The following is a 23,015-nucleotide window of genomic DNA, read 5'->3' on the forward strand; positions in this document are numbered from 1 at the left end:
CGCGCCGCGCGCGCCGGCATCAGGCGGGAGGCCCGCCGGCGGTGATTCGGTCGCCGCCGGATCGTCGGCCGCCCGCGTATCCGCACCGGCCCGCCGGCGTGCCGGGGTGCGAAGCGCACAGAGGAATCGCCATGTTGTTCATTACGCAGGTCTCACCCGAGGTGCCGGCGACGTGACCCGAACCGGTCTCTCACCTGCCAAGCAGGCCCTGCTGGCGCAGCGGCTCAAGGCCGGGAAAGCCGCGAGGGTCACCGTGCCGCCGCGGCCGGCCGGCACGCACCCGCCGCTCTCGCACGCCCAGGAGCGCCTGTGGTTCCTGGAGCAGTACGCGCCGGGCACCACCGCGTACACCGTCGCCTTCGCCGTACGGCTGGAGGGCGGCGAGATCGACGAGGCGGCCCTGGAGCGCGCCCTCGCCGAGGTCGCCCGGCGTCACGAGAGCCTGCGCACCCGGTTCGTCACCACCGACGACGGCACGCCGGAGATCGTGCTGGACGACGATCCGCGGGTCGGGTTCCGGGTGTCCGGCGACGCCGCCGCCGCGCACGAGATCGTGCAGGAGGAGCTGGACCGGCCGTTCGACCTCGCGAACGGCCCGCTGATGCGGGTGCTCCTGGTCCGGCTCGCCGCCCGGGAGCACGTGCTGCTCCTGACCATGCACCACGCCGTGACCGACGGCTGGTCCTGCGACATCGTGATGGAGGAACTGCTCGCCCTGCACGAGGCGTACCGGACCGGGACCGAGGCCGATCTCGCCGCCCCGCCCGTGCAGTACGGCGACTACGCCGTGTGGGAACGTGGACGGACCCACGACGACGACATCCGTTACTGGCGGGAGCGGCTGGCCGGGCTGCCGCCGCTGGAGCTGCCGACCGACCTGCCGCGCCCGCCGGAGCAGGGCGCCGCGGGCGCCGCCCACCGCTTCGTGCTCGACCGCGCGCTCGCGGACGCGCTGACCGAGCTGGGCCGGGCGAACGGCGCGACGTTGTACATGACGCTGCTCGCCGCGTTCGAGGTGCTGCTCGCGCGGTATTCCGGCCAGGACGACTTCGCGGTGGGATCCCCGGTGTCCGGGCGCGAACTCCCGGAGCTGGAGCGGGTGGTCGGCCTCTTCATCAACTCGCTGCCGATGCGGGCCGACCTGTCCGGCGACCCGGCCTTCACCGAGCTGCTCGGCCGGGTGCGTGAGACGGCGCTCGACGCCTACGCCCACCAGGAGCTGCCCTTCGACCGGCTCGTCGGCGAGCTCGGGGTCGAACGCGACGTCAGCAGGTCACCGGTGTTCCAGGTGATGTTCGCGCTGCAGAACTACCGGTCGGCCCCGCTGCGCGGGCAGGGGCTGACGCTGTCGGCGTACCCGTTCGAGGTGACCGCGAGCCGGTTCGACCTCGGGCTGTACCTGATGGATCTCGGCGACGGCCTGCACGGCAACCTCACCTACCGCACCGAGCTGTTCCGCCCGGCCACTGTCGCACGCCTGGCGGAGTGCTTCGAGAACCTGCTGCGGTCGATCGTCGCCGCCCCCGGCACGCGGGTGTCGGACCTGGAGCTGCTCCCGGAGGCGGAGCGGCGCCGCGTGCTCGGCTTCGCCGGCGCGCCGGCGGACCTGCCCGCCGCCGGCGTATCCGGCGTGCCCCCGGCCTCGCCCGAGCCGGCGCACCTACCCGAGCCGATCGCCGCCCGTCCGCACGAGTGGAATTCCGTGCGGCTGCACGAGGTGATCGCGGCGCAGGCGGCCCGCACTCCGTCCGCGACCGCCGTCGTGTGCGGCGGCGACGCGCTCACGTACGCCGAACTGGACGCGGCGGCCGACCGGCTCGCCGGACGGCTGCGCGCGCTCGGCGCGCGGCGCGACGACCGGGTGGCGATCTGCCTGGAGCAGTCCACCGGGCTCGCGGTCGCGGTGCTCGGCGTGCTGAAGTCCGGCGCGGCCTACCTGCCGCTCGACCCGGAACACCCGGCGAGCCGGCTCGGTTACGTACTGGCCGACGCCGGGGCCAGGCTCGTCGTCACGAGCGCCGACCTGCTGGATCGTCTCCCGGACGACGTCACGCCGGTGTACCTCGACGAGGACCACGCGCCGGAGGCCCCCGCCGCCGACGAGGAGACCGGGACACCGGGCGACCTCGCGTACGTGATCTACACCTCCGGCACCACCGGGCGGCCCAAGGGCGTCGCCGTGCAGCACCACGAGGTGCTGGTCTACCTCGCCGGGGTGCGCGAGAGGCTGGGCGTGGAGCCCGCCTCGTCCTTCGCCCTGCTCCAGTCCCTCGCCTTCGACTTCGGCGTCACGGTCTTCTACCTCTGCCTGATGACCGGCGGCACGTTGCACCTGGTGCCCTCGCGCACCGCGGGCCCGGAGCTGGCGGAGATCTTCCGCCGGACCGGGATCGACTACCTCAAGATCACCCCGTCGCACCTCGCCACCCTGCTCGCGTCGGTGAACGAGGCCACTTTGCTCGCGGCCGCGAGCGATGCCACCGAGCCCGTGTCCGGCCGGCTCGCCGACGGCGGATCGGCCGACCTGCTGCCCAGGAAGCTGCTGCTGCTGGGCGGCGAGGCGGCTCCGCGCGGCTGGGCCGCCGAGCTGGAGGCGACGGGCCGCTGCCGGGTCGTCAACCACTACGGGCCCACCGAGGCCACCGTCGGCGTCACCACCTACGACGTCGCCCGGCTTCCGGCTCCCGACGGCCCGGCCGAGGCGAGCGTGAGCCTGCCGATCGGCTCGCCGCTGCCCGGGGCGCGGGCGTACGTGCTGGACGAGCGGCTGCGGCCGGTCCCCGCCGGGGTGCCGGGCGAGGTCTACCTCGGCGGCGACCGGCTGGCCCGCGGCTACCTGAACCGTCCGGGCCTCACCGCCGACCGGTTCGTCCCCGACCCGTACGGCCCGCCCGGCGCGCGCATGTACCGCACCGGGGACCTCGGCCGGTGGACCGACTCCGGCGACCTGGAGTTCCTGGGCCGCCGCGACCTGCAGGTGAAGATCCGCGGCTACCGCGTCGAGCTCGGCGAGATCGAGTCGGTGCTGACCGACCACCCGGACGTCGCGCAGGCCGTCGTCGAGCCGCGCGGGGAACAGCTCGTCGCCTACCTCGTCCCCGCCGCAGGAAGCACGACCGGGCCCGACGCCGGGAGCACGCCGGACGGGCCCGCGGAACGGCCCGGCGCCGCGGCCGTGCGCGCCTGGCTGGCCGACCGGCTGCCCGCCTACATGATCCCCTCGCGCTACGCCTGGCTGGACGAGCTGCCGCTCAAGTCGCACGGCAAGGTGGACCGCTCACGCCTGCCCGAGCCGGAGGCCGACGTCCCGGCGGCCGAGTACGTCGCCCCGGAGCCCGGCCCCGAGGAGGACGTGGCAGGCGTCTGGGCGGAGGTGCTGGAGGTCGAACGGGTGGGCGCCCACGACGACTTCTTCGCGCTGGGCGGCCACTCGCTGCTCGCGATGCGGGTCATCGCCCGGCTGCGCAGGGCGTACCCGGACCGGCCCGTCACCGTGCTCGACGTGTTCAAGCACCGCACCGTGCGCGAGCTGGCCCGGCTGCTCACGGCCGAGGGGGACGTGCCGCGCTCCCTGCTGCACCGGCTCACCCCCGCCCGGACCGCCACCACCACCCTGGTCTGCGTGCCGTACGGCGGGGGCAGCGCGGTCGTCTACCAGCCGCTCGCCGACGCGCTGCCCGCCGACTGGGCGCTCTACTCGGTCGCCGTGCCGGGTCACGAACTGGGGGAGGAGCCCCGGCCGTTCGAGGAGGTCGTCCTCGGCTGCGTGGCCGAGATCGCCGAGATCATGGACCGCAACGGCGGCTCGCTCGTGCTGTACGGCCACTGCGGCCTCGGCGTCATGCTGTCCGCCGAGATCACCCGGAAGCTGGAGGCCGAGGGTCACGCCGTCGACGCGCTGTATCTCGGCGGCGTGTTCCCCTTCGCCCGGCCAGGACGCGGCCTGAACTGGCTCGGGACGTTCTTCGACCGCCTCACCAGCGACCAGCAGCGGGTGAACGCCCTCACCGCGGCCGGGCTCGACGTGGAGGACCTCGGCCGGGAGCAGGTCAAGCTCATCGTGCGCAACCGCCGCGAGGGCACCCGCGCCGCGGAGCGGTACTTCACCCGGATCTTCGAGGAGGGCGGCAGCCCGGCGCTGCGCGCGCCGGTGATCGCCGTGGTCGGCGAACGTGATCCGGCGGCCGAGTTCTACCAGGAACGTTACAAGGAGTGGCACTGCCTGTCAGATGAGACGGCGTGCGTCGTGCTCGACGAGGCCGGGCACTTCTTCCTCCGGTACCGGAACACCGAGCTGGCCGACATCGTCACCGGCACGCACCCCGCCCTCGCCTCCGGGCGTACCGAGGGGATGGCACGGGACGAGAGCCGCACCTGGTGGCTGCAGGGCGTCTCGCGCCAGCCCGCCGGGCTTGCGGCAGGCGCAGGATCGAACGGCGCGGACGCCGTCCTCCAGGACGGCCCGGCGGACACCATGCGGAACGGCGCGGAAGGCGTCGGTCATGACGGCCTGACGGTCGCCACGCGGAACGGCGCGGAAGGCCCCGGCCACGACGGTCCTGAAGCCGCCGGTCAGGACGGCTTCGCAAGCACGACGCGGAACGGGCAGGCCGGGCAGAAGGGGCGTGAGGCGCCGGTCGGTTCGGCGGAGGCACCGCCACGGGTCGGCCCGCCCCCCAGCATGCGCCGCTTCCTCGTCGTCGCCGCGGGCCAGCTCGTCTCGATCACCGGCTCCGCGCTGACCGAGTTCGCCATCCCGCTGTGGATCTATCTCACGACGGGGTCGCTGGCCAGGTTCGCGCTGTTCTCCGTGCTCGGCCTGCTGCCCGGCATGCTCGTCGCGCCCCTGGCCGGCACCATCGTCGACCGGTTCGACCGGCGCAGGGTCATGCTCGCCGGCGACGTGGCGGCCGGCGGCACCCAGCTCGCGCTGGGAGTCCTGCTCTGGACCGGCAACCTGCAGGTCTGGCACATCTATCCGCTGCTGGTCTGCCTGTCGGTCGCGCTGACCTTCCAGCGGCTCGCGTACGGCTCCGCGATCCCGCAGCTCGTGCCGAAACGGTTCCTCGGGCACGCCAACGGCGTCGTCCAGATGGCCGCCGGCACCGCGCAGCTCATCGTGCCGCTGATCGCCGTCGGGCTGATGGCGGCGATCGGGCTGGAGGGGATCCTCGTCATCGACGTGGCGAGCTACGTCGTCGCCACCGTCACCCTCCTGCTGGTCCGCTTCCCGGCGACGATGGCGTGGAAGCGGCGGGAGAGCGTGCTCGCGGAGATGATGGGCGGCATCCGCCACTCCTGGGGCAACCGGGGCTTCCGCGCGATGCTGTTCTACTTCGCGGTGCTGAACGTCTTCCTGTCCCCGCTGTTCCTGATGATCTCGCCGCTGGTGCTGTCCTTCGCGTCGCTGGCGGAGGTCGGCCGGGTGTCGTTCGCGGGCGGTCTGGGCGCCTTCCTCGGCGGCCTCGCCATGGCCGCGTGGGGCGGGCCGCGCCGCCGGAGGCTGCACGGCGTGCTGGTGTCCACGCTCGCCCTGTCGGTGTTCTGCCTGCTGACCGGGCTGCGCCCGGACCTGTTCCCGATCGCCGCGGGCGCGTTCGGCATGTCGTTGTGCCTCACCCTGCTGAACGGCGTCTACGCCACGATCATCCAGGTCAAGGTGCCGCAGCGGTTCCACGGCCGGGTCATCGCGCTGAACACGCTGGTGGCCTGGTCCACCCTGCCCATCGGGTTCGGCCTGGTCGCGCCGTACGGCGCGCAGGTCTTCGAGCCGCTGCTCGCCCCCGGCGGGCCGCTCGCCGGGACGGTGGGCGCGGTGCTCGGCACCGGGCCCGGGCGCGGGATCGGCTTCATGTACGCCTGCTTCGCCCTGGCGATCGCCGCCGTGGCGCTGGTCGGCATGCGGATCGGGGTGCTGCGCCGGTTCGACGACGAGGTGCCCGACGCCCTGCCGGACGACGTCGTCGGCTACCAGGCCCTCACCCAGCGGATCGCGTCGGTCCGGGCGGCCGACGGGACGGACGGTGCGGGAGACGGCCCGCCCGCGCCGGGACGGGTGCTCGACGCGGTCGCCCCGGTCGGGCCGGCCCCTGAGCCGGCGCGTGAGCCCGCCTCCGTACCCGCCGCCACGTCCGGCCGGGCACCCGAGAAGGAGCAGGTATGACGCGCACGACGAGGACGCGGCGGATGCCCGCGCTCACCGTGCCGGAGTTGCTGCGGCTGCGTGCCCAGCAGGAGCCGGACGGCGTCGCGATGATCGTCGAGGGGCAGGGGACGCTCACCTTCGCGGAGTGGGAGCGCAGGTCGGCGGCGCTCGCCGCCGGACTGGCGGAGAAGGGCGTCGCCCCGGGCGACCGGGTGGCGCTGCACTTCGGCAGCCGTGACTGGATCGACTTCGCCGTGGCGTTCTGCGGGGTGCTCGAAGCGGGCGCGGTGGCCGTGCCGATGTCGGACCGGCTGGCGCCGGCCGAGATCCGCTACATGGTCGGGCACTGCTCGGCGTCGGCGGTGCTGCTCGGCCGGGACCTCGCTCTCCCGCCGGCCCGTACGGACGAGTCGCAGGCTCCGGCGGCGCCGGAGCCGTGGACCGCGACCCCGGCGGAGCTCGAATCCGTGCTTGGATCCGGCGCCGCGCCCGGCTCCCGCCCGGCCGCGCCGCCGGTGCGGCCCGGCGACCTGGCGCAGATCCTCTACACCTCGGGCACGACCGGGCGGCCCAAGGGAGTCGGCGCGAGCCACGCCAACCTGGCCTACGGGTGCGTCACACAGCCCCGGCACCGCAGGTTCGCTCACTCGCGGCATCTGCTGCACGCCTTCCCGATCGGCACCAACGCCGGCCAGACGATGCTGATCAACGCACTGGACGCCCGGCCCACCGTGCTGACCCCCGCGCGGTTCACCCCCGGCAGGTTCGCCCGGCTCATCGAGACCTACCGCCCCGGCACTGTGTTCCTGGTGCCCTCCATGGCGGTCGAACTCCTCGACGCGGGGCTGCACGAGCGGCACGACATGTCCGGTGTGGTGCTGCTGGGCTCGGCGGCGGCGGCGCTGCCCCCCGCCCTGGCGGAGCGGCTGGCGGCGGCCTTCCCGAACGCGACGGTGACGAACTACTACACGTCCACCGAGGCCGCCCCCGCCCAGACCATCATGATCTACGACCGGGCCCGGCCGGCCGCGCTGGGGCGGCCCGCGTTCGACGGGTCGCTGCGCATCGCCGACGAGGAGGGCAACCCGCTCCCGCCCGGGGAGACCGGCGAGGTGTGGATGCGGTCGCCCGCCGCCAGCAGGTCCTACTACGGCGACGAGGAGGCCAGCGCCCGCGCGTTCCGCGACGGCTGGGTGCGGATGGGCGACGTCGGATACGTCGACGCCGACGGCTACCTCTACCTCGTCGACCGGGAGAGCGACGTGGTCAAGACCGGCGCGTACAAGGTGTCCACGCTGCAGGTGGAGGCGGCGCTGTACGAGCACCCGGAGATCGCCGAGGCGGCCGTCTTCGGCCTCCCGCACCCGGTGCTGGGCTCCGTGCTGGGCGCCGCGGTCGTGGCCAGATCGGGCCCCGCGTCGGCCGCGGGGCCGGGCTCGGCGTCGGTTCCCGGGTCGGTTCCGGGGCCGGGGCAGGGATTGTCGGCGAGCGAGGTACGCGCCTTCCTGATGGACCGGCTGGCCTGGCACGAGCTGCCCGAACGCATCCTCGTGGTCGACGACCTGCCCAGGAACCAGTCAGGAAAGGTCATCAAGAAGGAACTGCTCACGTTGCTGGGCGACTCCATGATCAGCAAAGAAGGCGAGTGAGATGTCACCGACGCTCACGGGCGAGGGGGAGCAGGCGTCCCTCGCGCAGCACGGCATGTGGGTAACGGAGCGGATGGGCTGCGGCGGTCAGGTGTACCACATGCCGCTCGCCATCCACTTCGACGGCCCTCTCGACGCGGACCGGCTGCTGGCCGCCTGCCACGACGTGGTCCGCGCGCATCCCCAGCTGGGCACGGCCCTGGCGGAGCGGGACGCCGTGCTGCGCCCCGCCCTGGCCGCCGTGCCGCCGCCGATCGGGTTCGAGGACGCCACCGGGCGTGAGGCGGCCGAGCTGGTCGACCGCGAGGCGTCCCTCGACCTGGACCTGGGGACCGGCCCGACGGCCCGGTTCAGGCTCTTCCGGCTCGCGCCGGAGCGGCACCTCCTGGTCGTCGTCGCCCACCACGCGGTCTTCGACGGCATGTCGAAGGATCTCCTGGTGCGCGGCCTGGCCGACGCCTACGCCGGGCTGCCGCTGCCGGTCCTTCCCCTGGCGTACGGCGAGGCCGTCGATCGGGAGAACACCCGGGTGGCCGAGCTGCTCGACGAGGCCGCCGCGTTCTGGCGGGACCGCTGGCAGGACCGGCAGGACCTGCGGCTTCCCGGGCTGACGGGGGTCTCGACGCGGGCCGCCGCGGGCGAGGCCGTCGACTTCGCCCTTCCCACCGGGCTCGCCGTCGCCGCCGACAAGATGGGCGTCACCCGGTTCGAGCTGGTGCTCACCGCCGTCCACACGCTGCTCGCCGCGTACGGCAACGAGGACGCGGCGGTGTCGGTGGACCTGTCGACCAGGACCGAGGAGACGCGGGGCCACATCGGCCTCTTCGTGAACGAGCTGCCGGTGCGGGCCGGAGCCCCGAGCGGGACGTTCGCCGACTTCGCCCGGTCGGTGCGCGGCGAGCTGCGGGCCGTCTACCGGTTCCGGCAGGTGCCGCTCGCCCGCGCGGTCGGCGGCGTGAGCCCGCGGACCGCGCTGACTCCGGTCTCGGTCAGCTACCGCGGACGCGACGGGAGCGCGCCGGAGTTTCCCGGGGTGGCGGCGACGGTCGACTGGATGTCGTTCAACCACCAGGTGCGCGGCACGCTGCACCTGCAGGTGGTCGACGCGCCGGACGGCATCACGGCCCGCCTGCAGTTCAACCCGGCGATCCTGAGCCGCTCCGGCTGCGAGTCCCTCGTCGGGCACCTGCTCGCCCTCCTGGAGGCGGTGGTCACCGCCCCCGACACCGACCTCTCCCACCTGCCGCTGCCGGCTCAGGTCGAGTCCTCGTCCGTACCGACGGAGGCGGGGCGGAGCGGAACGGACCCGGCCGCGGCGCCACGCACCGGTGAGGCGGACGCCACGCCCTACCTGGCGGAGGTCGCGGAGATCTGGAGCGAGGTGTTCAAACGGCCCGACATCGGGCCGGACGAGGACCTGTTCGACCTCGGCGGGCACTCGCTGACGATCGTCGAGATCATCGCGAAGGTGCGCGAGCGGATGGACGTGGAGCTGTCCTTCGACCTGTTCTTCGACGAGCCGACGATCGCGGGGGTCGCCGCGGAGGTCGCCCTCCTCCGGGAGGAGGCATGCTGAGGGAACGCCTCGCCGAGCTGGTGTCCAAGGCGAGCGGCGGAGATCTGGCCGCCGCCGACGTGCTGGCGGCCGACTGCAGCCTGCCCGCGCTGGGCCTCAACTCGCTCGCCTACCTCCGGCTGATCGACATGGTGGAGACCGAGTTCGGCTGCGACGTCGACCTGGACGGCGGCTACCTCGACACACTCGACGGCCTGGCCGGGCACATCGCCGCGCACACCGGCGAGGACGGCGACGGCGAGCACTCCGGCGGGCAGCGGAGGTGACCGGCAGCCCGCCCGCACCGCAGGCGCCCGGCCTCACCGCGCTGCCGCCCCGCACCGTGGAGTTCCGCGGCGCGCGGGGCGGGCAGGCCGCGCTGACCTGGGGGCAGCAGGGCATCTGGCGCTCCACCCAGTGGCTGGACGACGGCGATCCCTACTTCAACCTGGCCTGGACCCTGCCGGTGACCGGCGCCGTCGACCTGGACGCCGTGCTGCGCGCCGTCGGACGCCTCGTCGAGCGGCACGAGACGCTGCGCACGGCGTACGTCCGGGAGGGCGCACGCCCCGGGACCGGCGCGGAGGTGGTCACCCAGGGCACAGAGGCGAGCACTGGGGCGGGTGCCGGGGAGAGCACCGAGATGGCCGCCGGGGAGGGCACGGAGACGGGTGCCGGGGAGGGGGCCGTCCAGCGGGTGAGGCGCGAAGGCCGGCTCACGGTTGGCGTGTACGAGGCGGCGGCGAAGCCGATGACCGCGGCCAAGGCGCTGGCCGCCGAACTGGCCGCGACCGGGTTCGACTACGCGGCCGAGTTGCCGGTCCGGTGCGCGGTGGTCTGCCTGAGGGGCCGGCCGCGCGCGCTGGCGCTCGCGCTGTCCCACCTCGCCCTCGACGGCTGGTCGCTGAACATGGTGGCCGCGGAGTGGCCGCGGCTCGTCGCCGGGGAGGAGCTGCCCGCCCCCGAGTGGCAGCCGCTCGACCAGGCCGCCTTCGAGCGGTCGGACCCGCCGCCCGGCGCGCAGGCGCTGCGCCACTGGCGGACCGGCCTGGCGTCCGCGCCGCGCTCGATGTTCGACTTCCCCGAGCGGGAGCCGGAGGAGCCGCGCTTCGTCCGCTACGGGATGGACTCCCCGGCGGCGGCCGTCGCCGCCGAGGCGCTGGCCGCCCGGCACGGAGTGACGACCTCCAGCGTGCTCACGGTCGCGAGCGCCGCCCTGCTGGCCGCCGTCACCGGGCACTCCACCGCCGCGCTGCAGCTCATCGTGTCGAACCGGCACCACCTCCGTACGGGGGCGATGGCCGGGCCGGCCGCGCAGGACGGGCTCTGCGTCATCGACCTCGGCGCCGGTGACCAGAGGTCCGGTGATCCGGGGCCTGGTGATCGGAGGGCCGTTACCTTCGCCGAGGCGCTGGGGCCGGGACACCGCAGGACCCTGGCGACCTACCGGAACGGGCACTACGACCCCTCGCTCGTGCTCGCCGCCCGGGACGCGGAGGCGTGGCACCGTGGCGCCGACATCGACCTGGACGCCTTCTTCAACGACGTCCGGCAGGGCGGCCGCTGGTCGGGCCTCCCGGACGTCGATTTCGGTGACGCCGGGGCGCTGGCCGCGCTGCGGGGCCGGACCAGGACGTTCTTCGTCGGCGCCTACTCGAAGGTCAAGGCGAAGATCTTCTTCGCGACCGGTCCGGCGCCCTCCACCTGTGGGTTCTTCGTGCTGGTGGACACGGCGTTCCTGCCCGGGCGGGCCGCCGAGCGGATGCTCGGCGGCCTGGAGGAGCTGCTGGTCCGGGCGGTCTCGGCCGACGTGCCGCTGAACCGGATCGCCGAGATCGCCGGCCTCGACCCGGTGCGGCGGCCGGCCGGATGGACGCGGATCGGCCCCGACTGGGTGAGCCTGCCGGAGACCGAGGCGCTGCTGCGCCGGGTCTGCGGGGGTCCGGCCGCGGTCGTGGTGGAGCCCGGCGACGACGGGGCGGACCGGCTGACCGGCTATCTCGTGGCGCGTCCCGGGCTGGACACGCCCGACGCCGTCCACGCCGCCGTGATGCGGGCCGCGGCCGGTCGCACCGACGTGCTCGCCCCCCGGCACTACGTGCTGTGCCCGGCGCCGCCGGTCGGCCCCTCCGCCTGGCCGGACTGCCCCCGCCTGATCGAGGGCGGCGGCCGGGTCCCCTCTTCCGCAATGACTGCCTTGGGAAGGTGAAATGACCGAATCCTCGATGCTCGTGGTCGTCAACGACGAGGAGCAGTATTCGGTGTGGTGGAGCGACCGCGAGCCGCCCGCCGGGTGGCGGCCCACCGGCTTCACCGGCAGCCGGCAGGAATGCCTGGACCACATCGAGACGGTGTGGACCGACATGCGCCCGCTGAGCGTACGCGGCGGATGACCGCGCCGATGACTGGGCCGATGACTGGGCCGATGACTGGGCGGGCGAGCGGCGCGGAGCGCCGCGCGGCGCTGATCGAGAAGCTGGCCGGGCTGCCCCCCGAACGCCGGGCGGCGCTGCTGCGCTCCCTCGGGGGCGCGGCGGCGGACCCCGGCGGGCAGGAGTGGCCGCTGTCGCCGGGGCAGGAGCGCCTGTGGTTCCTCAGCCGCTTCGACCCCGGCGACACCAGCTACAACACGCCCTGGTCCGTCCGGCTGCGCGGGCGGCTCGACACGGCCGCGCTGGCCGCGGCGTTCGCCCGGGTCACCGAGCGGCACGAGGTGCTGCGGACCCGCTTCCGGCTGCGCGGGGACGCCCCCGTGCAGGTGGTGCTGCCGCCCGCGCCGACGCCGGTGGAGGACCTCGTGGCCTCCGGGGAGGCGGGCCGCGACGGGGCTGGCCGGGACGGAGCTGGTCCGGACGGTGCTGGTCTGGACGGGGCGGGCGCCGACGAGGCGTTGCGGGAGTTCGCCGAGCGCCCGTTCGACCTGGAGAACGAACCTCCCCTGCGGGTCGGCGTGGCCCGGCTGGGTGAGGACGAGGTGGTGCTGTGCATCGTCCTGCACCACATCGTGGTGGACGGCTGGTCGCTCGACGTGCTCATGCGCGAGCTCGCCGAGTGCTACGCGGCGGCGCGCGAGGGACGCGAGCCCGTCCTGGCGGAGCTGCCGATGCAGTACGCCTCCTTCGCCGTGCAGGAGAGGCAGCGGGACCACACGGCGGGCGTGGAGCACTGGGCGGGCCGGCTGACCGGCGCCCCCTCACTCGACCTGCCGCTCGACCATCCCCGGCCGTCCCGGTGGTCGGGGCGCGGCGGGCGCGAGGAGCTGCTGCTGCCGCCGGAGGAGGTCACGCCGCTGGAGCGGGTGGCCAGGAAACGGCGCTGCACGTCCTTCATGGCCCTGGTCGCCGCCTACGAGGCGACCCTGGCCCTGGCGTCCGGCCAGTCCGACTTCTGCGTCGGCGTCCCGGTGTCCCGCCGGACCCGCAGCGAGCTCGCCCCGCTGATCGGCTACTTCGGCAACACGCTGGTGCTGCGGGCCGACCTGTCCGGCGACCCGGCGTTCCACGAGCTGCTGGACCGCGTGCGGGAGGCGACCCTGGCCGGGATGCGGCACGCGGACGTGCCGTTCGAGCACATCCTGGCCGCGCTGCGCGTCCCGCGCGACGTCGGCCGGCCGCCGCTGTGCCAGGCCATGTTCAACCTGCACAGCGACCTGCCCAAGGACGACCTGCTGGGGACCCGGTTCGCCGACCTCGACGCCGAGGTCCACACGATCCCGCCCAGCCACACCAAGTCCGAGGTCTCGCTCGACCTGTGGCGCGGACCGGAGGGGCTGGGCGGCGTCTTCGACTACAGCGCCGACCTGTTCACGCCCGCGACCGCGCGCCGCCTCGTCCGCGGTTTCGCCGAGGTCGTACGGCGGGCCGGGGCCGACCCGGAGACCCGTCTGTCCGCGCTGAGCGGCGCGTTCTCTGATTGAAAGGTGCATGACAGTGAGTGACGCGGTGAGCGGCGGGCCGGCGACCTCGGGTGCCGGGCGGCCGGGAACGGACGCCGCGACGGCGCTCGCGCTGATCCGCCGGTGGCGTGACGAGAGCCCCGACGCGGTCGCCGTGAGCGGCGACGGCGGCGTGCTGACGTACCGGGAGCTGCTCGACAGGGCCGACCGGCTGGCGGCACTGCTGCGCGCCCGCGGTGTCGGGCCGGAGGTGCCGGTGGGCCTGTGCCTGGAGCGGTGCCCCGGCATGGTCGTCGCGCTGCTCGCCGTGTGGCGGGCCGGTGGCGCGTACGTGCCGCTCGACCCGGCGTTCCCCGAGGACCGGCTCCGCCACATGCGGGAGGACGCCGGCATCCGGCTGGTGCTGGCCGGGAAGGGCGTCGGCTCCGCGCTGCTCGACGGAGTCCCGGACGTCGTCGAGCTGGCGTGGGACGGCGTGCCGCTCTCGGGCGAGGGGCAGGACGGCGACGGCGATGGATACGGCGACGGCGCGGGACCGGTGGGGGATCTCGCCTACCTCATGTACACCTCCGGCTCCACCGGCCGGCCCAAGGGGGTCGCGGTCCCGAACGGCGCGGTGGTCAACCTGCTGGAGTCCTTCGCCTCCCTGCTGGAGCTCACCCCGCGCGACGCCTGGCTCGCGGTCACCACGCTGTCGTTCGACATCTCCGTGCTGGAGCTGCTCCTGCCGCTGGCCTGCGGCGCCCGCGTCGTGGTCGCGTCCGCGCACGAGACGACGGACGGCCGGGCCCTGCGGTCGCGCGCCGTGACCGACGCCGTCACGATCATGCAGGCGACCCCGGCGAGCTGGCGCATCCTGATCGAGTCCGGCGGAGTCCCCGCGAACATCGCGACCCGGCTGTGCGGGGGAGAGGCGCTGCCCCGCGATCTCGCCGACACCCTCCTCGCCGACGGCGCCCGCCTCTGGAACGTGTACGGCCCCACCGAGACGACGGTCTGGTCGACGGCCGGGCGGGTCGCCCCGTCTCCCGCTCCCGTGGACCTCGGTGAGCCCATCGGCAACACGACGGTGCACATCCTCGGGCCTGATGGGCGTCCGGTGCCGCCCGGCGAGGCCGGGGAGCTGCACATCGGCGGAGCCGGCCTGGCCAGGGGATACCGCGGCATGCCGGGCCAGACGGCGGACCGGTTCCGGCCCGACCCGTTCTCCGCGACGCCCGGGGCCCGCCTGTACGCCACGGGCGACCTGGCCGCGCTGGAGAACGGCAGGCTGCGCTACCTCGGCCGGGCCGACCAGCAGGTGAAGGTGCGCGGCTTCCGGATCGAGCTCGGCGAGATCGAGACCGTGCTGCGGGCCGCGCCGGAGGTGGCGGGCGCCGCGGTCGGCGTCCACGCCGGCCCCGACGGGCTCGCGCGCCTGGTCGCCTACGTCGTGCGCGCCACCACAGAGCACACCACCGGAGAGCGCACCACGGGGGAGCACGTCGTCGAAGAGGCCGCGGTGGAAACGGCGGCCGGGGGGACCTTCCGGGGAACCGGCTCGGACATCGACGAGGCGGATCTGTGGGCCGCCCTGCGGGACCGGTTGCGCCTCAGCGTCCCCGAATACATGGTGCCGGCGCGTCTCGTGGTGCTGGACGCCCTGCCGCTCACCCCCAACGGGAAACTCGACCGCGCCGCGCTGCCCGCGCCCGAGTGGACCCGCGCCGGGAGCCGGCCGTACCGGCCGCCGTCCACGCCGCTGGAGGAGGACCTCGCGGCGCTGTGGGGGGAGGTGCTCGGCATCGCGGAGCCGGTCGGCGTCGACGACGACTTCTTCGAGCTGGGCGGCCACTCGCTGACCGCCACCCAGATCATCGCCAGGATCCAGGCGCGGTTCGCGATCAGTGTGCCGATCGTGGAGCTGTTCGAGAACCCCACGGTGGCCGGGCTGGCGGCGGCGATGGACCGGCTCGACGACGACGACCTCGATCTCGCCGAGATCGCCGCGCTCCGCGACGAACTCGACGGCCTCAGCGCCGAGGACCTCGCGGCGGTGCTCGACGGGATGTCGGACCGATGAGGGCGCCGCTGTCTCCGGACCAGGAGCGGCTCTGGCTCCTGCAGAAGCTGGATCCGCGCGACGCCTCCTTCGGCATGTATCTCGTCCGCCGGCTGCGCGGCCCCCTCGACCGGGACGCCCTCGAAGGGGCGGTCGCCGACGTGGTGGCCCGCCATGAGAGCCTGCGCACCCGGTTCGAGGAGGAGGACGGCGTCCCCTGGGCGGTCGCGGAGCCGGCCGGGTCCCCGCCGCCGGTGGCGTGGCCGGCCGCGACGGACGAGGAGCACGCCGGGCGGCTCGTCGCCGAGCGGGTCAACGCGCCGTTCGACCTCGCGGACGGCGTGCCGCTGCGCGTGGCGGTGATCGGGATCGGGCCGCTGGACCACGTCCTGTGCGTCACGATGCACCACATCATCGGCGACGGCTGGTCGCTGGGGATCCTGCTCGACGACCTCGCGGAGTGCTACACCGCGCGGCTGCGCGGCCGCGCGCCGGAACTGGCGCCGCTGCCGGTCCACCCGTCCGACTACGCCCGCTGGCAGCGCCGCCGCGCCGATCGCGCGGTGCCGTACTGGCAGGAGCGGCTGGCCGATCCGCCGCCGCCCGACCTGCCTTTCGGCATCGGGGGCGCCGGCGGCGGGGGCGCCGACGGCGCGGAGGGCGGCGCGGGCCACGGGCAGGGCGGGTTCCAGATCGTCCGGGTCGGCCCGGAGGTCGCGGACCGGCTGGACCGGCTCGCCCGCGAGCACCGGACCACGCTGTTCACCGTGCTCATGGCGGCCTACCAGGTGCTCCTGCACCGCCACTCCGGCCACGACGACGTCCTCGTCGGGACGGTCGTCGCCGGGCGCGACCGGGTCGAGCTGGAGCCGCTGATCGGCTATCTCACCCAGACCGTCGTGCTGCGCGGCGATCTCCGCGGTGATCCCGCGTTCGCCGAACTGCTGCGGAGCACCGGGCGCGAGGCGCTGACGGCGATGAGCAAGACGTCGGTGCCGTTCGAGCGGATCGGGCACCCCGCCCAGGCGCTGATGCCGACCGTGTTCATCCTGCACACCCAGGACGTGGGGCCCACCCGGCCCTTCGGGGACCTGTCCGTCGGCTTCTTCCCCGACGGCTTCCGGCAGGTGAAGCTCGGCCTCTACACCGAGGCGTGGCGGGACGGCGGCGGGATCACCGTGTCGTTCGGTCACGACGGGTCCAGCGGGTCCCCGCACGAGGCGGAGGCCGTCCGGCGGCTCGCCGAGCGCTTCCTGCTCCTGCTCGCCTCGGCCGCGGACGAGCCGCACCGCCGGATCTCCGAGCTGCGCGTCTGGACCGAGGACGACGTGGCCGACATCCACACCATGGCCGGCGACGGCGCGGACGTTCCCGGGCCGGCGGTCCCCGAGATGATCGCCGAGACCGCCCGCCGCACGCCCGGCGCCGTCGCGGTGGTCTGCGGGGAAACCGAGGTCACCTACGGCGAGCTGGACCTGCGGGCGGCCCGGCTCGCCGCGTCGCTGCGCGCGTCCGGCGTCCGCCCCGGCGACGTCGTCGGCGTCCGCCTGCCCCGGTCGGCCGAGGCGATCGTCGCGCTGCTCGCCGTCTGGCGGGCCGGTGCGGCCTACCTGCCGTTCGAGCCGGAAGAACCGGACGAGCGGATGACCTTCTCGCTGGCGGACGCCGGGGCGACACATGTGATCACGACCCGTACGCCGCCCCCCGGGCTCACCGCCGTCGACCCGACCCCCGGCGGGGGAGAGGACGCTCGGTGGCCCGGCGAGCAGGGCGAGCAGTGGCCCACCGAGCAGCGGTCCACCGGGCAGCAGGGCGAGGAGGGGCCGGGTGGGACACGGCCGGGAGACGTCGCCTACGTGATCTCCACCTCCGGCTCCACCGGCCGCCCCAAGGGCGTCGCGGTCGAGCACCGCGCCATCGCGGCCCGGATCCGGTGGATGCGCGACGCGTACGGCCTGACGCCCGGCGACCGCGTCGTCCAGTTCGCGTCGCTGAGCTTCGACACCCACGTCGAAGAGGTCTTCCCCGCGCTCGCCGCGGGAGCGACCCTGGTGCTCCTCCCTGGCGGGGCGGCGACGCTGCCCGACCTGCTGGCCGCGCTGGGCGGCGAGCGGATCACGGTGCTCGACCTGCCCACCGCCTACTGGCACCACCTGGTCGAGGAGATCGACCAGATCGCCTGGCCGCCCGCGCTCCGCCTGGTGATCATCGGCGGCGAGCAGGCGTCCGGCGGCGCGGTGACGCGCTGGCGCCGCCGGTTCGGCGACGGCGTCCGCCTGCTGAACACCTACGGCCCGACCGAGGCCGCGGTCATCGCGACCTGGGCCGACCTCGGCGCCGGTCCTGGGGCTGCACCCGGGTCCGGCCTGGGGTCCGGCCTCGCGGCGGACCATGGCGCGAGGCCGCATGGCAGGCCGCCGATCGGCCGGCCCGTCGGCGCGACGACGGTCCACCTGCTCGACGCCGTCGGAGCCCCGGTCCCGAAGGGCGCGATCGGCGAACTGGTCATCGGGGGAGCCGGCGTGGCCCGCGGTTACCTGCGCCGCCCCGCGCTCACGGCCGCCGCCTTCGTCCCCGACCCCGCCGGGCCGCCGGGAGCGCGGCGGTACCGCACCGGGGACCGGGCCCGCTGGAACCAGGACGGAGAGCTGGAGTTCCTGGGCCGGCTCGACGGGCAGCTCAAGGTGCGTGGCTTCCGGATCGAGCCGGGCGAGGTCGAGGCGCGGCTGCTCGACCATCCGGGCGTCGGCCAGGCCTTCGTGACGGTCCACGCCGAGGAGCTCGTGGCGTACGTGACGGGGACCGCGACGGGGGAGGAGCTCGCCGCGCATCTCGCGCGGACCCTGCCCCGGCATCTCGTCCCGACCGCCTGGGTCGGTCTCGACGTGCTGCCGCTCACCAGCCGCGGCAAGGTGGACCGCGCGGCGCTGCCCGAGCCGGTCCGGGGGCCGTCGGCCGGGCACGTCCCGCCGAGCACGGACGCGGAGCTGCTGGTGGCCGAGGTCTGGGCCGAGCTGCTCGGCGTCGCCTCCGTCGGCGCGGACGACGACTTCTTCGCCCTCGGCGGGCACTCGCTGCTCGCGACGCGGATCGCGGCCCGGCTGCGCCGTACGACCGGGGTGGAGGTGCCGGTCCGGACGATCTTCGAGCGGCGCACCGTGGCCGACCTGGCGGCCGCGCTGGAGGACCTGCTGGTCGCCGAGCTGGAGGGCATGTCGGAGGAGGAGGCCGAGCGCCTGCTCTCGTCCGCCGAGGGCTGAGCCCTCTCGAAGGCAGCCCTCTCGAAGGGGACGACGACGACGAGACCGCCGCACACATCGGGGATGTGCGGCGGTCTCGTCGTTCGTGGCCGCCTCAGGCGGAGGCGCGGATCACCAGGTGCGTGTCGAGTATGACGACCGGCTGCTCCAGCGGCTCGCCGTTGATGCGGGCGATCAGGAGCTGCACCATCTGCCGGCCCATCGCCTCCGTCGGCTGGTGCACGCTGGTCAGCGGAGGATCGGTGTGCAGGGCGACCTTCGAGTCCTCGAAACCGATCAGCGCGACGTCGTCCGGCACCACCATGCCGTTCTCCTTGAGCACGCGCAGCGCCCCGACCGCCATGGGGTCGGACGCCGTGAACACCGCGTCGAGATCGGGATGGCGGGCCAGCAGCTCACGCATGGCCGCCGAGCCGCTCTCCTCGGAGAAGTCGCCGTACGAGACGCGTTCGCTCATCCCGGTGGCGAGCAGCGCGTCGCGGTACCCGGCCAGACGGTCGACACCCACGCCCATGTCCTGGGGACCGGCGATTGTGGCGATCCGGCTCCGGCCCTTGGAGACCAGATACTTGACCGCCTGCCGCGCGCCCGCGCGGTTGTCCATGTCGACGAAGCTGTAGGGGTTCAGCCCGACGGGCCGGCCACCGAGCACGGTGGGCACGCCCAGATCCTCCAGCCGTCCCGGCAGGGGGTCGGCGCCGTGCACCGAGGTGAGCAGGACGCCGTCGACGTGCTGCCCGGTCAGGTAGTGCTCCAGGCGGTCGTGCTCGGTGCGGTTCTGCGCCATCGTGAGGATCAGCTGGAGGCCGGTCTCACCCAGCGCCGAGCCGATCCCGCGGATCAGCCCGGCGAAGTACGGCTCGTCGAAGACGCGCTGCTCCGATTCCGACACCACCAGGGCGATGGTGTCGGTCCGGTTGGTCACGAGGGTACGCGCCGCCCGATTGGGCACGTAGCCGAGCTCCTGGATCGCCAGTAACACCGCGTCGCGGGCACGGTCGCTCACCTTCGGTGAGCCGTTGATGACCCGCGACACGGTGCCGCGGCCGACACCGGCACGCGCGGCGACCGCTTCCAGAGTCGGCCGACCTCCGGAACGGCGGTCCCCGTTCATCTATACTGCCCCCTTATCGCGTCTGCGCTTATTGTGCCCGACCCAGCAGGCCGCCGTGCCTGATGGTGTCGGCATACCACAACGCGCTCGATTTCAGCGTCCTCGCCTGGGTCTCGTAGTCCACGTAGACGAGGCCGAAGCGCTTGCCGTATCCCCAGGCCCACTCGAAGTTGTCCATCAGGGACCAGGCGAAGTAGCCCTGGAGCGGGACGCCGGACTCGATGGCGGCGTGGCAGGTGCGCAGGTGCGCCTCGATGTAGGCGACGCGATCGGGGTCGTGCACGGTCCCGTCCTCGCCGAGCACGTCGTCGTACGCCGCGCCGTTCTCGGAGATGTAGAGGGGGACGCGCGGGTACTCGTCGGCGAGGCGCCGCAGCGTCTCGTACAGTCCGCTGTCGTCGACCTCCCAGCCCATCGCGGTGACCGGGCGGCCGGCGTTGACGAACCCGACGTGCTCGCTGCCGATCCACGGCGAGCCGGAGTCGGTCGGGGCGGCAGCGGCCGACACGGCGCCGCCGGGGGCGCCCGACACGGTGAAGCGGCTGTAGTAGTTGACCAGCAGCATGTCGAGCGGAGCGCCGATCGCGGCCAGGTCGCCGTCCTGGATGAAGGACATGTCGGAGATGTGGCTCAGGTCGGCCAGCACGTCCTCCGGGTACGCGCCCTTGAGCAGCGCGTCCAGGAAGAACCGGTTCTGCAGCCCGTCGATGCGGCGGGCGGCGTCCTGGTCGGCCTCGCTGGCGGTGGCCGGCGTGACCGGGTAGAGGTTCACGCACCCGCCGATCTGCGAGCCGGCGTTCTGCGCCCGCATCGCCTGCACGGCCAGGCCGTGCGCGAGGTTGAGGTGGTGCGCGGCGCGCAGCGCGGCGGCCGGCTCACGCCTGCCCGGCGCGTGCTCGCCCGAGGCGTACCCCAGGAACGCCGAGCACCAGGGCTCGTTGACCGTGCTCCAGTTCCTGACCCGGTCGGAGAGCTCGGCGTGGACGGTCGCGGCGAAGTCGGCGAAGCGCTTCGACGTGTCCCGCGCGGGCCACCCGCCCGCGTCTTCCAGGGCCTGCGGGAGGTCCCAGTGGTAGAGCGTCAGCCACGGGTCGATGCCGTAGCTGAGCAGCTCGTCGACCAGCCTCTTGTAGAAGTCGAGGCCCTTGGCGTTGTACGCGCCCGAGCCGTCGGGCTGGATCCGCGGCCAGGAGACCGAGAACCGGTAGGCCGTCAGGCCGAGGTCGGCCATCAGCTTCACGTCGTCGCGGTACCGGTTGTAGTGGTCGATCGCGGTCTCGGCGTGGTCGCCGCCGACGATCCGGCCTTCCTGACGGCAGAAACTGTCCCAGATCGAGGTGCCCCGCCCGTCCGCGGTGAGTCCACCCTCGATCTGGTATGCGGAGGTCGCGGCGCCCCAGACGAACCCTGTGGGGAACATCAGGCCGGCCGCCTCCGCCTCTGGTCGTGTGTCTTGCGTTGTCACGCCTTGACCGCACCTTCCATGAGTCCGCCGATGATCTGTCGGCCGAACAGGATGAAGACGACGATGAGCGGGAGGATCGACAAGAGCGTGCCACTGAAGATCAGCACGTAGTCCGTCCCGTACTTCGCGTTGAGCGAGTTGATCGCGACCTGGACCGTCGGGTTGTCCGGGTTCAGCACGATCAGCGGCCACATGAACTCGTTCCAGTTCAGCATGAACGTGTTGATGCCCAGCACTCCCATGCCCGGCCGTACGGCGGGCAGGATGACGTTCCACCAGATCCGCAGCGTGGAGGCGCCGTCGACGCGGGCGGCCTCGACCAGTTCGTTGGGCACGGCCTGCTCGGTGTACTGCGTCATGAGGAAGACGCCGAAGCCGTTGAGCAGGAAGGGCAGGATCACCGCCTTGATCGAGCCGACCCATTCGAGGTTGACCATGAGCCGGTAGAGGGGGACGATGCCCATCTGCTGCAGCGGGACCATCATCGTCAGCAGCACGAACAGCAGCAGGATCTTGCCGCCCCGGAAGTTCAGCCGGGCGAACGCGAAACCGGCGAACGTCGAGATCAGCACCACCGAGACCGTCACCGTCGCAGAGATGATCAGCGAGTTGGTGAGACCGGTCAGGTAGTGCGCGTCGGGGTTGGTGAGCACCCGGTTGATGTTCTCCCCGAGGTTGCCGCCCGGCAGGAACGGCGGCGGCATGTCGGTCGCCTCGGTGTTGGTGCGCGAGGCGATGACGATCATGTAGTACAGCGGGAACGCCGAGATGATGATCGTGACCGCGAGGATGAGCCTCGTCATCGGCGTGGCCGACCAGATGCCGGCGGCGCCTCCCGGCGCCTTGGCGCGGCGCCGCCGCGTGCTGGCGGGCGCGGAGAGCGTGGTCACTTGTTGCCCCCGATCCGGCGGATGAGCATGAAGTTGATGGCCGACCCGACGAGGATGAGCAGGAACAGCAGCCAGGCGGCCGCGGACGCGTAGCCGTAGTCGAACTCGCGGAAGCCCTGCTCGAAGATGAACATCGAGACGGTCTGGAACTGGCTGTCGGTGCCGCCGTGGACGTTGCCGTTGTAGAACGTCGTCGGCTCGGAGAACAGCGTGAGACCGCCGATGGTGGAGTTCAGCACCACGAAGATCATCGTGGGCCGGAGCATCGGGATCGTGATCTGCCAGAACTGGCGCCGCCGGGACGCGCCGTCGATCGAGGCCGCCTCGTAGAGGTCCTTGGGGATCGTCTGCATGCCGGCCAGGAAGATGATCGCGTTGTAACCGGTCCAGCGCCAGTCGATCATCGTCGCGATGGCGAGCCAGGAGGGGAGGCGCTCGGTCTTCCAACTGACGGGATCGATGCCGAACCAGCTCAGCACCCAGTTGACCACGCCGTAGTCGCGGCCGTACAGCTGGGTGAAGACGACCGCCACCGCGACGACGGAGGTGACGAGGGGGAGCAGGACGCCCAGCCGGACGAACAGCTGCGCCTTCATCCGCTTGTTCAGCGCGTTGGCCAGCAGCAGGGCCAGCAGCATCTGGGGGACCGTCGCGATGACGAACATCGCGAGGGTGTTGACGACCGCTTTCCAGAAGTCGGCGTCGCCGAGCATGGCGGTGTAGTTGCCGAGGCCCGTCCACTCGACCGTGCCGGTGAGGTCGTAGTCGAAGAACGAGTAGTACAGGGTGAACCCGAGCGGGAAGAGCCCGAAGAGCAGGAAGAGCAGGTAGTAGGGAGAGACCAGGAGGTACGGAGCGGCCTTGAGGTCCAGCCAGGTGAGGAAGGACCGGCCCGATCTCGGCCGGACGTGCCTCCGGCCGGGCGGCATCGGTGCGCGGGTGGGTCGCCCGGCGTCGACGTGCAGGCTCATAAGTTACCTTTCGGGTGAAAGCAGGCGACC

13 protein-coding genes are annotated in these 23,015 nt (G+C 73.5%); 9 read left to right on the forward strand and 4 right to left on the reverse strand.

The window, feature by feature from the left end:
• Window positions 1-172 precede the first annotated feature (172 nt).
• From F5972_RS19030 to F5972_RS19070, 9 genes are read left to right on the forward strand one after another with little or no spacing between them, the layout of a single operon-like run.
• Window positions 173-6,163 (forward strand): non-ribosomal peptide synthetase/MFS transporter, encoded by a 5,991-nt coding sequence (locus tag F5972_RS19030; RefSeq protein ID WP_150934891.1) that lies wholly within the window; start codon window positions 173-175, stop codon window positions 6,161-6,163.
• Entirely contained in the window at window positions 6,160-7,794 is a 1,635-nt protein-coding gene (locus tag F5972_RS19035) for a class I adenylate-forming enzyme family protein (RefSeq protein ID WP_225311630.1), read from the forward strand. The genes F5972_RS19030 and F5972_RS19035 overlap by 4 nt, the downstream gene beginning before the upstream one ends.
• A gap of 1 nt (window position 7,795) precedes the next feature.
• Complete coding sequence (locus tag F5972_RS19040) at window positions 7,796-9,370, forward strand: condensation domain-containing protein (RefSeq protein WP_150934892.1); 1,575 nt, start codon at window positions 7,796-7,798, stop codon at window positions 9,368-9,370.
• A complete protein-coding gene (locus F5972_RS19045) occupies window positions 9,364-9,636 on the forward strand; it encodes a phosphopantetheine-binding protein (RefSeq protein ID WP_150934893.1) in 273 nt (90 codons plus the stop codon). The genes F5972_RS19040 and F5972_RS19045 overlap by 7 nt, the downstream gene beginning before the upstream one ends.
• The gene (locus tag F5972_RS19050; RefSeq protein ID WP_150934894.1) at window positions 9,633-11,558 is read left to right on the forward strand and encodes a condensation domain-containing protein; all 1,926 of its coding nucleotides are present in this window, start codon (window positions 9,633-9,635) and stop codon (window positions 11,556-11,558) included. Before F5972_RS19045 ends, F5972_RS19050 begins: the two co-directional genes overlap by 4 nt.
• 1 nt (window position 11,559) lies before the next feature.
• Window positions 11,560-11,742, forward strand: coding sequence for an MbtH family protein (locus F5972_RS19055; protein ID WP_150934895.1), 183 nt, complete (start codon window positions 11,560-11,562; stop codon window positions 11,740-11,742).
• A 32-nt stretch (window positions 11,743-11,774) separates the two neighbouring features.
• A complete protein-coding gene (locus tag F5972_RS19060; protein WP_191910204.1) occupies window positions 11,775-13,265 on the forward strand; it encodes a condensation domain-containing protein in 1,491 nt (496 codons plus the stop codon).
• A gap of 13 nt (window positions 13,266-13,278) precedes the next feature.
• Window positions 13,279-15,306 (forward strand): non-ribosomal peptide synthetase, encoded by a 2,028-nt coding sequence (locus F5972_RS19065; RefSeq protein ID WP_191910205.1) that lies wholly within the window; start codon window positions 13,279-13,281, stop codon window positions 15,304-15,306.
• Window positions 15,303-18,545 (forward strand): non-ribosomal peptide synthetase, encoded by a 3,243-nt coding sequence (locus F5972_RS19070; protein ID WP_150934898.1) that lies wholly within the window; start codon window positions 15,303-15,305, stop codon window positions 18,543-18,545. Before F5972_RS19065 ends, F5972_RS19070 begins: the two co-directional genes overlap by 4 nt.
• 94 nt (window positions 18,546-18,639) lie before the next feature.
• Here F5972_RS19070 and F5972_RS19075 read toward each other — a convergent pair whose 3' ends face one another.
• The 4 genes from F5972_RS19075 to F5972_RS19090 are packed head-to-tail and all read right to left on the reverse strand — an operon-like array spanning window position 18,640 to window position 22,985.
• On the reverse strand, window positions 18,640-19,659 hold the full coding sequence (locus tag F5972_RS19075) for a LacI family DNA-binding transcriptional regulator (RefSeq protein WP_150934899.1): 1,020 nt from the start codon (window positions 19,657-19,659) through the stop codon (window positions 18,640-18,642).
• A gap of 28 nt (window positions 19,660-19,687) precedes the next feature.
• Entirely contained in the window at window positions 19,688-21,079 is a 1,392-nt protein-coding gene (locus F5972_RS19080) for a GH1 family beta-glucosidase (protein ID WP_150935067.1), read from the reverse strand.
• Window positions 21,080-21,120: 41 nt separating this feature from the next.
• Window positions 21,121-22,014, reverse strand: coding sequence for a carbohydrate ABC transporter permease (locus F5972_RS19085; protein WP_225311631.1), 894 nt, complete (start codon window positions 22,012-22,014; stop codon window positions 21,121-21,123).
• Window positions 22,011-22,985, reverse strand: a complete 975-nt coding sequence (locus tag F5972_RS19090) for a carbohydrate ABC transporter permease (protein WP_150934900.1) — start codon at window positions 22,983-22,985, stop codon at window positions 22,011-22,013. Before F5972_RS19090 ends, F5972_RS19085 begins: the two co-directional genes overlap by 4 nt.
• Between the last annotated feature and the right edge of the window lie 30 nt (window positions 22,986-23,015).

This window comes from Microbispora cellulosiformans (assembly GCF_008728085.1).
In the GTDB taxonomy this organism is placed as follows: domain Bacteria; phylum Actinomycetota; class Actinomycetes; order Streptosporangiales; family Streptosporangiaceae; genus Microbispora; species Microbispora amethystogenes.

What these genes read in the sequence shown, in the direction of transcription:
- F5972_RS19090 (WP_150934900.1), bottom strand. Translation starts at nt 22,985, where the DNA reads ATGAGCCTGCACGTCGACGCCGGGCGACCCACCCGCGCACCGATGCCG.
- F5972_RS19075 (WP_150934899.1), bottom strand. Translation starts at nt 19,659, where the DNA reads ATGAACGGGGACCGCCGTTCCGGAGGTCGGCCGACTCTGGAAGCGGTC.
- F5972_RS19045 (WP_150934893.1), top strand. Translation starts at nt 9,364, where the DNA reads ATGCTGAGGGAACGCCTCGCCGAGCTGGTGTCCAAGGCGAGCGGCGGA.
- F5972_RS19060 (WP_191910204.1), top strand. Translation starts at nt 11,775, where the DNA reads ATGACTGGGCGGGCGAGCGGCGCGGAGCGCCGCGCGGCGCTGATCGAG.
- F5972_RS19080 (WP_150935067.1), bottom strand. Translation starts at nt 21,079, where the DNA reads ATGTTCCCCACAGGGTTCGTCTGGGGCGCCGCGACCTCCGCATACCAG.
- F5972_RS19070 (WP_150934898.1), top strand. Translation starts at nt 15,303, where the DNA reads ATGAGGGCGCCGCTGTCTCCGGACCAGGAGCGGCTCTGGCTCCTGCAG.
- F5972_RS19055 (WP_150934895.1), top strand. Translation starts at nt 11,560, where the DNA reads ATGACCGAATCCTCGATGCTCGTGGTCGTCAACGACGAGGAGCAGTAT.
- F5972_RS19035 (WP_225311630.1), top strand. Translation starts at nt 6,160, where the DNA reads ATGACGCGCACGACGAGGACGCGGCGGATGCCCGCGCTCACCGTGCCG.
- F5972_RS19040 (WP_150934892.1), top strand. Translation starts at nt 7,796, where the DNA reads ATGTCACCGACGCTCACGGGCGAGGGGGAGCAGGCGTCCCTCGCGCAG.